Origin of the sequence: Streptomyces sp. NPDC058246 (genome assembly GCF_042881985.1) — a bacterium.
Taxonomy (GTDB): domain Bacteria; phylum Actinomycetota; class Actinomycetes; order Streptomycetales; family Streptomycetaceae; genus Streptomyces.
Map to the genome: position 1 here is coordinate 353,936 of NZ_JBHVWZ010000003.1, position 12,872 is coordinate 366,807.

Sequence of the window (12,872 nt, forward strand, 5' to 3'; positions counted from 1 at the left end):
CCGTCACCTCAGCTTCGGGTCGAGGGCGTCGCGCACCGCGTCGCCGAGCATGATGAACGCGAGCACGGTGATCGCGAGGGCTCCGGCGGGCCACAGCAGCATGTGCGGGGCCTGCCGGATGTACGCCGAGGCCGAGGAGATGTCGATGCCCCAGCTGACCGTCGGGGGCTTCAGACCGACGCCGAGATAGGAGAGTGTCGCCTCCAGGGAGATGTACGTACCGAGCGCGATGGTCGCCACCACGATCACCGGCGCGACCGCGTTGGGTGTGATGTGCCGCAACAGCAGTCGCAGGTTCGAGGCGCCGAGCGCCCGGGCCGCCTGCACGTAGTCGTTCTGCTTGATGGTGATGACGGAGCCGCGCGCGATACGGGAGATCTGCGGCCAGCCGAGCAGCACCATGAACCCGATGACCGGCCAGACCGTCGTACTGGTCACCACCGAGAGAAGGACCAGACCGCCGAGGACGACGGGGATCGCGAAGAAGATGTCGGTGATCCGGGACAGGAACGAGTCCCACACCCCGCCGAAGAACCCGGCGAGCCCGCCGAGCACCGAGCCGAGGACCGCGACGCCGAGCGTGGCGCAGACACCGACGGAGATGGAGACGCGCGTCCCGTACACCGTCCGCGTGTAGACGTCGCAGCCCTGCCCGTCGAAGCCGAAGGGATGTCCGGGCTGAGAGCCCTCCTGGGCCTTGGCGAGGTCGCACTGGAGCGGGTTCCCGGAAGCGATCAGCGAGGGCCACAGCGAGATGACCACCAGGAAGAGGATGACGAGCCCGGAGATGATGAAGACGGGATTGCGCCGCAGGTCGCGCCAGGCGTCGGACCAGAGCGAACGCGGCTTCTCCTGGGGGCCGGCGCCTTCCGGGCCCCCAGGGGCCCGTCCGCCGGAGGCGGCTGACGGAGACTGCTCGAGGGTCGCCGCCTCGCTGGTGGCGAGGTCCATGGCGCCGCCCATACCGGTCGCGGCGATGGCGCCGTCTCGCTCGTAGGGCTCCTCAGGCATAGCGGATCCTCGGGTCGAGTACGGCGTAGAGGAGGTCGACGAGCAGATTGGCGACCAGGAAGACGATCACGAGGACGGTCACGAAGCCGACCACGGTCTGGGTGTTCTGCCGGAGGATGCCTTGGTAGAGCTGGAAGCCGACGCCGTGGATGTTGAAGATCCGCTCGGTGATGATCGCGCCGCCCATCAGCGCGCCGATGTCGGTGCCGATGAAGGTGACCACCGGGATCAGCGAGTTGCGCAGCAGATGCCGGGTGATCACCCGGTGCCGGGGCAGGCCCTTGGCGACGGCCGTACGGACGTAGTCGGACCGCTTGTTCTCCGCGATGGAGGTCCGGGTCAGCCGGGTCACGTAGGCGAGCGAGACGGAGGCCAGCACCAGGCCCGGCACGATCAGTTCGCCGAAGGCGGCGTCCGAGGACACGGACGGTTTGATCCAGCCCCACTCGACGCCGAGCAGCAGCTGGAGCACCAGACCGGTGACGAAGACCGGCACCGAGATGACGACGAGGGTGATCAGCAGGACGCCGGTGTCGATGGGCCGGCCCCGGCGCAGGCCGGTGACGACGCCGAGCGTGATGCCGACGACGATCTCGAAGAGGATCGCGACGATCGTCAGCCGGATGGTGACCGGGAAGGACGCGGCCATCAGCTCGGTGACCTTCTGTCCGTTGAAGGCCGTGCCGAAGTCACCGGTGAAGACATGGCCCATGTACGTCAGGTATTGCTGCCAGACGGGCTTGTCGAGGCCGAACTCCTTGCGCAGCTGGGCGGCCGTCGCCGGGTCGCACTGCTTGTCGCCGCACAGGCCCGCGACGGGGTCGCCCATCACGTTGACCATCAGGAAGATCAGCAGTGTGGCGCCGATGAAGACCGGGATCATCTGCAGCAGACGCCGGATCACATACCGTCCCATGGGGCCTCCGGAGGTGGTGGGACAGGCGTCCTGGAACGGCTGCCCCCGCGGCTCAGCTGACCTTGATCTCGTTGTAGACGGGCACGCTGAACTGGTTGAGCGCCACGTGGGAGATCTTGTCCGAGTAGCCGGCGCTGCCGTTCTGGTACCAGAGCGGAATGGCGGCCATGTTGTCCCGTACGACCCCTTCGGCCTGCTGGAAGAGCTTGACGGCCTTGGCCCGGTCGGTCTCGGCGTTCGCCTGGTCGACGAGCTTGTCGAAGTCCTTGTCGGACCACTTGCCGTCGTTGGAGGAGGCGTTGGTGTAGTAGAGCGGCTGGAGGAAGTTCTGGATGAGCGGGTAGTCCATCTGCCACCCGGCCCGGAACGGGCCCGGCATCTTGTGCCGGCCGATCTGGGTGCGGAAGTCGGCGAAGGTGCCGATCGGGTTGCCGACGCAGGCCTTGTCGTTGCCGAGCGCGTTGTTGATGGAGTTGCAGACGGCGTCGACCCACTCCTTGTGGGAGCCGGTGTCCGCGTTGTACGAGAGCTTGAGCTGTCCGCCGGGCAGGCCGCCGCCCTCCTGGATCAGCTTCTTCGCCTGGGCCGGGTCGTAGGTGCAGGAGGCGCCGCACAGCCCCTTCTGGAAGCCGCCGTCCGTGCCGAGCACCGGTGAGGTCCAGTCGCCGGCCGGGGTGCGGGTGTTCTGGAAGATCGTGTTGGTGATCTGGTCGCGGTTGATCGCCATGGACAGGCCCTTGCGGACCTTCTCCGACCCGCTCTTGTCCCAGTTCTTGTCGTAGAACGGGAAAGCGAGCGTCTGGATGATTCCGGCCGGTGTGTTGATGTACCGGTCGCCGAGGTCGCTCTTCACGTTCTTGAGCTGAGAGGCGGGCACGTCGTCGACGAGGTCGAGGTTGCCGGCCATCAGGTCGGTGTAGGCGGTGTTGTTGTCGGTGTAGACCTTGAGGTCCACCCCGGCGTTCTGGGCCTTGTCCGTGCCCGGGTAGCCGTCCCACTTCCGCAGGGACATCACCGAGCCCTTGGTGTAGGAGTCGATGGTGTACGGGCCGTTCCCGACCGGCTTCTTCACCCAGCCCGCGTGGTCGCTGAAGAACGCCTTGGGCAGTGGTGAGAAGGCGGCGTAGCCGAGGGTGTCGGGGAACGTCGAGAACTTCTGGTTGAGCTTGACGGTGAAGGTGTCGGTGCCGGTCACCTTGAGCCCGGAGAGGGTGTCGGCGCTCTGGCCGCCCGAGTCCGGGTGGACCTTGTCGTAGCCCTCGATGTACCCGAAGAAGTACGCGTTCTTCTGGTTGTTCTTCAGGCTCGCCCCGTAGTTCCACGCGTCGACGAAGGACTGCGCGGTGACGGCCTCGCCGTTGCTGAACTTCCAGCCGCCCTTGACGGTGATGGTGAAGTTCTGCGAGTCCGTCGTGTCGATCTTGTCGGCCAGCATGTCCTCGGCCGCGCCGGTCTTGGCGTCGTACCGCTTCAGGCCGCGGAAGACCATGTCGAGGACCTTGCCGCCCTGCACCTCGTTGGTGTTGGCCGGTTCCAGCGGGTTCTGCGGGTCTCCCCACGAGGAGGAGACGATCCCGGAGCCGTTGCCGCCACCGCCGCCGCTCCCTTGGCCCCCGCAGGCGGTCGCCGCGAGGGCTGTCGCCGCCGCGCACGCGACCCATGTGGCGGGCCTGGCTCCACGCATGGCGTGCCTCCTCAAGTGCGCTGTGCCGCCGGCGCCGCGGCGCTGTCCCCTTACCGGCCAATATCGACCGGTAATGGGCACAGCGCACATTCAGCCCACCCGTACGGGGAGTGGGGCATCCGGATGCGCCCTGAGGGTCCCGCGTCCGTCAGTCCGCCCGGGCCACCAACTCCACCTCGAAGCCGTCCGCGTTCTCCAGATACGCGGCGCGGTGGCCCGGGCCCCCCGCGTACGGGTACCGGTCCGGGAAAAGAGGGGACCAGCCGTGCCCGGGCGCCTCGGCGACGAGCCGGTCGAGTTCGGTCCGGTCCGCGACGTGGAAGGCGAGATGGTTCAGGCCGGGACGCAGGCGGTCGTGGGGGCCCTCCCGCAGCGCGGGGGACTGCTCGACGACCAGATAGGTCTCGCCGCTGCGCCAGCTGCGGCCGTGGGGCCATTCCTGGTACGGCTCGCAGCCCAGGCGCTCCAGCAGCCAGCCCCAGGACCGGACCGCGCGTGCCAGGTCCGGCACCCACAGCTCGACGTGATGCAGCATCTCCCACTCCCCCGTTCGTCGGCCGAGCCCTCACAAAAAGCCGGTTCCCGGCACCGCGGTGGCGGTGCCGGGAACCGGCCGGGTCCTCAGGCGCACGGCTCAGGCCGCGTGCACGACGTCCTTCTCCTCGGCGAAGTGGCACGCCGACTCGTGGGCCGCCGGCGAGTCCACGCTGACGAAGACCTCGGGCACCGCGAGGATCGGGGTCTCCTGAGAGCACTTGTCCTGCGCCTTCCAGCAACGGGTGCGGAAGCTGCAGCCGGACGGCGGGTTGGCCGGGGACGGCACGTCACCGGTCAGGATGATCCGCTCGCGGCGCTCACGGGCCTCCGGGTCCGGCACGGGCACGGCCGACAGCAGCGCCTGGGTGTAGGGGTGCGTCGGGTGCTCGTAGATCTGCTCGTCGGTGCCGATCTCGGCCATCTTGCCGAGGTACATCACGCCGACCCGGTCCGAGATGTGCCGGACGATGGACAGGTCGTGCGCGATGAAGAGGTAGGAGAGGTTGAACTCGTCCTGCAGTCGCTCCATCAGGTTGATGACCTGTGCCTGCACCGACACGTCGAGGGCCGACACCGGCTCGTCGCAGATGATGATCTCGGGGTTGAGCGCGAGACCGCGGGCGATGCCGATGCGCTGGCGCTGACCGCCCGAGAACTGGTGCGGGTAGCGGTTGATGTACTCGGGGTTGAGGCCGACCACGTCCAGCAGGTCCTGGACCTTGCGCCGCCGGTCGCCCTTCGGTGCCACCTCGGGGTGGATGTCGAAGGGCTCCCCGATGATGTCGCCCACCGTCATACGCGGGTTGAGCGAGGTGTACGGGTCCTGGAAGACCATCTGGATGTTGCGGCGCACGGCCTTCAGGGCCCGTCCGGACAGCTTGGTGATGTCCTGGCCCTTGTAGAAGATCTCGCCCGCGGTGGCCCGCTCCAGGTTCATCAGGAGCTTGGCCACGGTGGACTTGCCGCAGCCGGACTCGCCCACGATGCCCAGCGTCTCGCCCTGGTGCAGGTCGAACGAGACACCGTCGACGGCCTTCACGGCGCCGATCTGCCGCTTGAACAGGATGCCCTGGGTGAGCGGGAAGTGCTTCACCAGGTTGCGCACCTGAAGGATCGGCTCGCCCCGGTCCACCGGCGCCTCGATCGCGGCGACCGCCTCCGTCTCGGAGTGGGCGTCGACGACCTCCACGTCGGAGACGTTCGGGGTGGCCTCCTGCTCGTCGTTCTTGCTGAGCTCAGCCATGGATCGTCTCCTTCCAGAAGTGGCAGGCCGAACCGCGGCCGACCAGCTCGGTGCCGTCCTGCTCACTCACCGGGAGCAGCCCCGGCACCTCGGTGCGGCAGATGTCCTGGGCCTTGGGGCAGCGCGGGTTGAAGGCGCAACCGGTCGGAATGCGCAGCAGGTTGGGCGGCAGACCCTTGATCGCGTACAGCTCCTGGCCCTTCTGGTCCAGGCGCGGGATCGAGTCCAGCAGTCCCCTCGTGTACGGGTGCGCCGGGCGCTTGTACAGCTCGTGGACCGGGGCGCGCTCCACGATCCGGCCCGCGTACATCACCGCGATCTTGTCCGCGACGTCGGCGACGACGCCGAGGTCGTGGGTGATCAGGATCAGACCCATGTTGTACTCGCGCTGAAGGTCCGCCAGCAGGTCCATGACCTGCGCCTGGACCGTCACGTCGAGCGCCGTGGTGGGCTCGTCGGCGATGATCAGGTCCGGCTCCAGGGCGAGCGCCATCGCGATCATGATGCGCTGGCGCATACCGCCCGAGAACTGGTGCGGGTAGTCGTTCACGCGGGCCGCGGCGGCCGGGATGTTCACCCGGTCCATCAGCTCGATCGCCTTGGCCTTGGCCTCCTTCTTGGAGAGGCCCTGGTGCACCCGGAACATCTCGCCGAGCTGGTAGCCGACGGTCAGGACCGGGTTGAGCGAGCTGAGCGCGTCCTGGAAGATCATGGCGATCTTCTGGCCGCGGATCTTGCGGCGCTCCTCGCCGGACATCTTGAGCATGTCCTGGCCGCGGAAGAGGATCTCGCCCTGCGGGATCCTCGCCGGCGGCATGTCGAGGATGCCCATGATCGCCTGCGCGGTCACGGACTTGCCGGAGCCGGACTCGCCGAGCACGGCGAGCGTCTCGCCCGCGCTGACGCTGTAGTTGACGCCGTTGACCGCCTTGGCCACGCCCTCGCGGGTGTGGAACTCGACGTGCAGGTCACGCACTTCGAGCAGCGGCCCGTCGTCGGCGCCGCCCTCACGCGGGGCGGGCACCGGGACGGAGTCTTCGATGATGGTCACGTAACGCCTCCCTCAGCGCAGCTTCGGGTCGAGGGCGTTGCGGACCGCCTCACCGAGCATGATGAACGCCAGCACCGTGATGCTGAGCATGATCGACGGGTACAGCATGATCCACTGCGCCACGCGGATCTGGTTGCCGCCGTCCGAGATGTCGTTGCCCCAGGACACGCCGTTGAGGCCGAGACCCAGGAAGGACAGGGTCGCCTCGGCGGAGATGTAGACACCGAGCGAGATGGTGGAGACGACGATCACGGGGGCGAGAGTGTTCGGCAGGATGTGCCGGAACATGATCCGCGGGGTGCCCGCGCCCAGTGCCTGGGCGGCGTGCACGTAGTCGGACTGCTTGGTGGTGATCACCGCGCCGCGCATCACACGGGCGATCTGCGTCCAGCCGAAGGCACCCAGCGCCGCGATGACGACCCAGGTCGTGCGGTCCGGGAAGGAGGTCAGCACGACCATGGTGGCGAGCAGGAACGGGATACCGAAGAACACGTCCGTCAGCCGCGACAGGACCGAGTCGACGATGCCGCCGAAGTAACCGGCGATCATGCCCACCAGACCGCCCAGCAGCGTCACCACGAAGGTGGTGCCGAAGCCGACGGCCACGGAGGCCCGGGTGCCGTAGATGACACGCGCGTAGACACTGCGGCCCTGCTGGTCGTAGCCCAGCCAGTCCGCGGAGAAGACATGGCCCAGCTTCGGCTTCTGCAGGAAGTGCTTGGCCAGGTCGCCCTTGACCGGGTCGGTGTCGGTGAACAGCCCCGGGAAGAAGGTGATCGTCAGCAGGATGAGGATCAGCACCGCCGAGACACCGAAGATCCAGCTGTGCCGGAGGTCGTTCCAGGCATCGCCCCACAGGCTGCGGGACTTCTCCGGCTTGCCCGGCTGAGGGGCGACTTCGGCGACGACGGTCGCGTTCAGCGCGTCGACGGCAGCGGTGGTCACAGGGGTGTCAGGCATAGCGAATCCTCGGGTCCAGGACCGCGTACAGCAGGTCGACGAGCAGGCTGGCGAGGAGGTAGACCAGCACCAGGATGGTCACCAGACCGACGAGCGTGGTGCCTTCGCGGCGCACGATGGACTGGTAGATCGTGCCGCCGATGCCCTGGATGTTGAACAGGCCCTCGGTGACGACGGCTCCGCCCATCAGCGCGCCGATGTCGGTTCCCAGGTAAGTGATCACGGGGATCAGCGAGTTGCGCATGAGGTGGACGCCCACCACACGGCTCCTGGGCAGACCCTTCGCGACGGCCGTACGGATGTAGTCGGCGCGCATGTTCTCGGCGACCGAGGTACGGGTGAGCCGGGTCACATAGGCCAGTGAGGCGGTCGCGAGGACGAACGCCGGCATCAGCAACTCGTTGTAGTTCGTGGAGTCGTTCACGTTCGGCGGCAGCCAGTTGAGCTGGAAGGCGAAGACCACCTTCAGGATGAAGCCGAGGACGAACACCGGGACCGAGATCAGCAGCAGCGAGACCAGCAGGATCGCGTTGTCCGCGAACCGCCCGGCGCGCATGCCCGCCCAGACGCCGAGGGCGATGCCCAGGACCACCTCGATGGCGAAGGACAGCGAGGCCAGGCGGAGGGTCACCGGGAACGCCTCACCGAGCACGTCCGTGACGGGGCGGCCGCTCGCGATCTGCGTGCCGAAGTCGAAGTGAAGGATCATGTCCTTCATGTAGTGGTAGTACTGCACCAGGATCGGCTGGTCCAGGCCGTACTGATGTCTCAGTGAGGCGATCACGGCGGGGCTTCCGCCCTTGTCGCCGAACAGGCCTCGCACGGGGTCGCCGGGCAGGGCGTAGACCATCAGAAAGATCAGCAGGGTCGTCCCGATGAAGACCGGGATCATCTGGAGCAGTCGTCGTGCGACGTAGCGCCCCATCGTGCCTCCATGTAGTTACTACGGCGACAGCCGACGGGCCCTTTCCCCGCGCACCCCTGAACGATGCGTACGGAAAGGGCCCCCCGGCCGCTGCCGTCCCCCCGGGTGCGGCGCACGAGGCGGCGCCGCACCCGGGATCACGGGCTGATTGCGGTTACTTCTTGACCTGAACGCCGGTCAGGATCGGGTCGCCGTCCTGGGCGTACGCGACGCCGGTGACCTTGTCCGAGTAGCCCGCGTTGACCTTGTAGTACCAGAGCGGAATGCTCGGCATGTAGTTGACGAGCTGCTTCTCGATCTCCTGGTACTTCTTCTCGGAGTCCGCGAGGGAGCTGGCGGTGTCGGCAGCGTCGATCTCGGAGTCGATCTTCTTGTTCGAGAAGCCGCTCTGGTTGCCGTCCGACTTGCTGCCGAACAGGTCACGGATGAAGTTGGCGTTCATCGGGAAGTCCAGCACCCAGCCACTGCGGTACATGGACTTGACCTGCTGGGCGTCACGCGCGTTGAGGTCGGCCTGGAAGTCGGCCTTGGAGTCGCCGGTGCACTTGACACCGGTGGCGTTGGTGATCGAGTTGCAGACCGCCTCCACCCACTCCTTGTGGCCACCGTCCGCGTTGTACTGGATGGAGATGGCGTTGCCCGGAACGCCACCACCCTCCTTGATGAGCGCCTTGGCCTTGGTCGGGTTGTACGTGAAGACGTCGCCGCCGGCGTTCGGCGTGTAGCCGAGGACGCCCTTGGCGACCCAGCCGGTGGCGGGCTCACGGGTGCCCTGGAGCACCGTCTTGGTGATGGTGTTGCGGTCGATCGCCATCGACAGGCCCTGCAGGACCTTCGGGTCGATGTCCTTCCACTGCTTGGTGTAAAAGGCCGGCGTGATGGTCTGGATCGCCGAGTACGCCTTGTCCACGGCACGGCTGCCGAGGTCCGCCTTGTAGACCGGCAGGTCCTTCGGGGCGATCTGGCGCAGGACGTCGACGTTGCCCGACTTCAGGTCCTCGTAGGCCGTCTCCAGGCTGGTGTAGTTCTTGAAGACCACACCGCCGTTCTTGGCCTTGTCCGGACCCTGGTAGCCGTCGAACTTGGTGACTTCGATCTGCTTCTTGTGCTGCCAGCTGACGAACTTGTACGGGCCGTTGCCGATCGGGTGCTCGCCCGCGGCCTTCGGGTCCTTGTAGAAGGACTCCGGCAGCGGCGAGAAGACCTCGTAGCCGAGCTTGTAGACGTAGTACGGGATCGCCTTGGTGAGCGTGATGGTGAAGGTGTTGTCGTCGACCACCTTCAGGCCGGACATGCTCGTGGCCTTCGGCTTGCCCTTCGCCGGGGCGACGTCGTCGTAGCCCGCGATGTCGGAGAACCAGAAGCTGTTGGTCTGCTTGTTCGCCGGGGCCGCGGCCCAGTTCCACGCCTTGACGTAGGAGTCGGCGGTCACCGGGGTCCCGTCGTGGAACTTCCAGCCCGACTTCAGCTTGACCGTGTAGGTCTTGTTGTCCTTCGTGTCCACCGACTTGGCGTTCACGTAGACGATGTTGCCCTTCTCGTCGTAGCTCACGAGCTGCGAGAAGAGGGACTTGACGACGATACTGCCGTTGGACTCCATGGTGTTGGCCGGCTGCAGCGGGTTCTGCGGCTCGCCCACCTCGACCGAGAACTTACCGGCCGGGTCGATGGCGGCCTTACTGCCGCTGCCCTTGTCGCCACCGCCACCACCACAGGCGGTCGCTCCCAGCGCCACAACCGCGGCTATCGCGACCCACTTGGCGCTCTTGGCACCGCGCATGGGTTCCTCCTCATGAGTCCATTGGTTCACCGCAAAAGGGAGCACTAGTCACACTGCCGACACTTCGGACGGAGAAAGTGCTGGTGCCCCCTGCGCTCGCGAGCCGACGCCACCTGAAGGCGTTTGGCCCGTTGAGTCCGAGCTCTACGCGCCTAACTATCTGCCATGGGCCAGAGCCCGACCACACTCACAAGGTCTCGGTTCGATCACACCTGTCGCCCACTTCTTCCAAAATCCGGACAAAGGGTTTGCTGAAAGATCCCTGCGAAACGGACTTGTTACACATCTATCGGGTCCGACTGTCCGCATTGCGGACGCAAGGGGTGGGAAAACCAGTTGCGGCTACCGTGAGCGCCGTGCGGGGGTCCCGTCGGCGTGCCCACCAGGCCCGGACCCGCGGGGGCGGCGACTGCCCCTCACACGGTCAACGTACTTGCACCGCAGAGCCGTTCGGCGATCGAGCGCCTACGCCCCTGACGGTGCGACAACGACACCGGGGCGTGCTGCGCGGCCGGGCTCCATGTGCAGTGCAGGGTAGTGCGATTCAGCCAACTTGGACGACTGCTCCTGCGTAATCAAGGGTTTTCCCTATCCTCTCGGCCGCGCCCGCACAAACAGAACGGGCACCCCGCGAATGCGAGGTGCCCGAAACGGCTGTGGAACGGTGAGGTCAGCCGTGCTTGGCGCGGCTGGCGGTGCGACCGCGCTCCTTCTGGTCGAGGACGACCTTGCGGATGCGCACGGCCTCCGGGGTCACCTCGACGCACTCGTCGTCGCGGCAGAACTCGAGGGACTGCTCCAGGGAGAGCTTGCGCGGCGGGACGATCGCCTCGAAGGAGTCGGCCGAGGACGACCGCATGTTCGTGAGCTTCTTCTCCTTGGTGATGTTCACGTCCATGTCGTCGGCACGCGAGTTCTCGCCGACGATCATGCCCTCGTACACCTCGGTGCCGGGGTCGGTGAACAGCACACCGCGCTCCTGGAGGTTCGTCATCGCGAAGGCGGTGACGGCGCCGGCGCGGTCGGCGACCAGCGAGCCGTTGTTACGGGTCGTCAGCGTGCCGAACCACGGCTCGTGGCCCTCGTGGATGGAGTGGGCGATGCCCGTGCCGCGCGTGCCGGTCAGGAACTCGGTCCGGAAGCCGATGAGGCCGCGGGAGGGAACGACGAACTCCAGACGGACCCAGCCCGAGCCGTGGTTCGACATGTTGTCCATGCGGCCCTTGCGGACGCCCATGAGCTGCGTGACCGCGCCCATGTGCTCCTCGGGGACGTCGATCGTCATGCGCTCGACCGGCTCGTGGACCTTGCCGTCGATCACCTGGGTGACCACCTGCGGCTTGCCGATGGTCAGCTCGAAGCCCTCGCGGCGCATCTGCTCGACCAGGATGGCGAGCGCGAGCTCACCACGGCCCTGGACCTCCCAGGCGTCCGGGCGCTCGGTGTCGAGCACGCGGAGGGAGACGTTACCGACCAGCTCGCGGTCGAGACGGTCCTTGACCTGGCGGGCGGTGACCTTGCGGTCCTTGACCGCGGCCTTGGCGTCCGCGCCCTTGCCGGTGCCACCACGGCCGACCAGCGGCGAGGTGTTCGTACCGATCGTCATCGAGATCGCCGGCTCGTCCACCGTGATCAGCGGCAGCGCGATCGGGTTCTCGGGGTCGGCAAGGGTCTCGCCGATCATGATCTCCGGGATACCGGCGACGGCGCAGATGTCACCGGGGCCCGCCACCTCGGCGGGCTTGCGGGTGAGCGCCTCGGTCATCAGCAGCTCGGTGATGCGGACGTTGGACATCGTGCCGTCGCGCTTGATCCACGTGACGGTCTGGCCCTTGCGCAGCTCGCCCTGCTCGACGCGGAGCAGCGCGATACGGCCGAGGAAGTTGTCGGCGTCCAGGTTGGTGACGTGCGCCTGGAGCGGGGCGGACTCGTCGTACGACGGCGCCGGGACGGACTCCAGGATCGTGGTGAAGAACGGCTCCAGGCTGTCGCTGTCCTGCGGGACCGTGCCGTCCTCCGGCTTGGTCAGCGAGGCGACGCCGTCACGCGCGCACGCGTAGACGATCGGGAACTCGATCTGGTCCTCGTCGGCGTCGAGGTCGAGGAAGAGGTCGTACGCCTCGTTCACGACCTCGTCGATGCGCGAGTCGGGGCGGTCCGTCTTGTTGATGCACAGGATGACGGGCAGGCGGGCCTGCAGCGCCTTGCGCAGCACGAAGCGGGTCTGGGGCAGCGGGCCCTCGGAGGCGTCGACGAGGAGGACGACCGCGTCCACCATCGACAGACCGCGCTCGACCTCGCCGCCGAAGTCGGCGTGGCCCGGGGTGTCGATGATGTTGATGGTGATGGCCTCACCACCATCCTTCGGGTGGTACTTCACGGCCGTGTTCTTGGCCAGGATCGTGATGCCCTTCTCACGCTCCAGGTCGTTCGAGTCCATCATGCGGTCGTCGAGCGACTCGGCGGCGTGCGCGGCGAAGGCACCGGCCTGCTTGAGCATGGCGTCGACCAGAGTGGTCTTGCCGTGGTCGACGTGGGCGACGATGGCAACGTTGCGGATGTCGTGGCGCGTGGCCATATTGAGGCGCTTCTCCCGGAGTGAGTGGACGGCCTGCGCGTACGTCAGTGCTACGCGGACCCTGCCGGGCTGGACACGCCACGGCCTTACCCCATGGTACGTGGCCCAGCCGGACCCGACCTCCGCAGCCCCGGACGGCCGCCGCGGCCGCGATCATGCCCGCCCCGCCGCCGGCCGTCGTCGTAGC

At 67.2% G+C, this 12,872-nt stretch carries 10 protein-coding genes; all 10 read right to left on the minus strand.

Annotated elements, in window-relative coordinates:
• Positions 1–3: 3 nt before the first annotated feature.
• Complete coding sequence (locus ACFVXA_RS06585) at positions 4–1,011, minus strand: ABC transporter permease (RefSeq protein ID WP_362029491.1); 1,008 nt, start codon at positions 1,009–1,011, stop codon at positions 4–6.
• Positions 1,004–1,927, minus strand: a complete 924-nt coding sequence (locus ACFVXA_RS06590; protein ID WP_362029488.1) for an ABC transporter permease — start codon at positions 1,925–1,927, stop codon at positions 1,004–1,006. Before ACFVXA_RS06590 ends, ACFVXA_RS06585 begins: the two co-directional genes overlap by 8 nt.
• 52 nt (positions 1,928–1,979) lie before the next feature.
• Complete coding sequence (locus tag ACFVXA_RS06595; RefSeq protein WP_383742323.1) at positions 1,980–3,611, minus strand: ABC transporter substrate-binding protein; 1,632 nt, start codon at positions 3,609–3,611, stop codon at positions 1,980–1,982.
• A 148-nt stretch (positions 3,612–3,759) separates the two neighbouring features.
• Positions 3,760–4,146 carry a VOC family protein gene (locus ACFVXA_RS06600; RefSeq protein WP_383901893.1) on the minus strand — a complete coding sequence of 129 codons (387 nt, stop codon included), beginning with the start codon at positions 4,144–4,146 and terminating at the stop codon, positions 3,760–3,762.
• A 99-nt stretch (positions 4,147–4,245) separates the two neighbouring features.
• Positions 4,246–5,391 (minus strand): ABC transporter ATP-binding protein, encoded by a 1,146-nt coding sequence (locus ACFVXA_RS06605; protein ID WP_389747139.1) that lies wholly within the window; start codon positions 5,389–5,391, stop codon positions 4,246–4,248.
• Complete coding sequence (locus ACFVXA_RS06610) at positions 5,384–6,442, minus strand: ABC transporter ATP-binding protein (protein WP_362029479.1); 1,059 nt, start codon at positions 6,440–6,442, stop codon at positions 5,384–5,386. Before ACFVXA_RS06610 ends, ACFVXA_RS06605 begins: the two co-directional genes overlap by 8 nt.
• 12 nt (positions 6,443–6,454) lie before the next feature.
• Positions 6,455–7,402 carry an ABC transporter permease gene (locus ACFVXA_RS06615; protein ID WP_383912037.1) on the minus strand — a complete coding sequence of 316 codons (948 nt, stop codon included), beginning with the start codon at positions 7,400–7,402 and terminating at the stop codon, positions 6,455–6,457.
• Positions 7,395–8,327, minus strand: coding sequence for an ABC transporter permease (locus ACFVXA_RS06620; RefSeq protein ID WP_362029473.1), 933 nt, complete (start codon positions 8,325–8,327; stop codon positions 7,395–7,397). The genes ACFVXA_RS06615 and ACFVXA_RS06620 overlap by 8 nt, the downstream gene beginning before the upstream one ends.
• 154 nt (positions 8,328–8,481) lie before the next feature.
• Positions 8,482–10,107, minus strand: coding sequence for an ABC transporter substrate-binding protein (locus ACFVXA_RS06625; protein WP_362029471.1), 1,626 nt, complete (start codon positions 10,105–10,107; stop codon positions 8,482–8,484).
• A 670-nt stretch (positions 10,108–10,777) separates the two neighbouring features.
• Entirely contained in the window at positions 10,778–12,685 is a 1,908-nt protein-coding gene (typA, locus tag ACFVXA_RS06630; protein ID WP_362029468.1) for a translational GTPase TypA, read from the minus strand.
• Positions 12,686–12,872 lie beyond the last annotated feature (187 nt).

What these genes read in the sequence shown, in the direction of transcription:
- ACFVXA_RS06585 (WP_362029491.1), bottom strand. Translation starts at nt 1,011, where the DNA reads ATGCCTGAGGAGCCCTACGAGCGAGACGGCGCCATCGCCGCGACCGGT.
- ACFVXA_RS06590 (WP_362029488.1), bottom strand. Translation starts at nt 1,927, where the DNA reads ATGGGACGGTATGTGATCCGGCGTCTGCTGCAGATGATCCCGGTCTTC.
- ACFVXA_RS06595 (WP_383742323.1), bottom strand. Translation starts at nt 3,611, where the DNA reads ATGCGTGGAGCCAGGCCCGCCACATGGGTCGCGTGCGCGGCGGCGACA.
- ACFVXA_RS06600 (WP_383901893.1), bottom strand. Translation starts at nt 4,146, where the DNA reads ATGCTGCATCACGTCGAGCTGTGGGTGCCGGACCTGGCACGCGCGGTC.
- ACFVXA_RS06605 (WP_389747139.1), bottom strand. Translation starts at nt 5,391, where the DNA reads ATGGCTGAGCTCAGCAAGAACGACGAGCAGGAGGCCACCCCGAACGTC.
- ACFVXA_RS06615 (WP_383912037.1), bottom strand. Translation starts at nt 7,402, where the DNA reads ATGCCTGACACCCCTGTGACCACCGCTGCCGTCGACGCGCTGAACGCG.
- ACFVXA_RS06620 (WP_362029473.1), bottom strand. Translation starts at nt 8,327, where the DNA reads ATGGGGCGCTACGTCGCACGACGACTGCTCCAGATGATCCCGGTCTTC.
- ACFVXA_RS06625 (WP_362029471.1), bottom strand. Translation starts at nt 10,107, where the DNA reads ATGCGCGGTGCCAAGAGCGCCAAGTGGGTCGCGATAGCCGCGGTTGTG.
- typA (WP_362029468.1), bottom strand. Translation starts at nt 12,685, where the DNA reads ATGGCCACGCGCCACGACATCCGCAACGTTGCCATCGTCGCCCACGTC.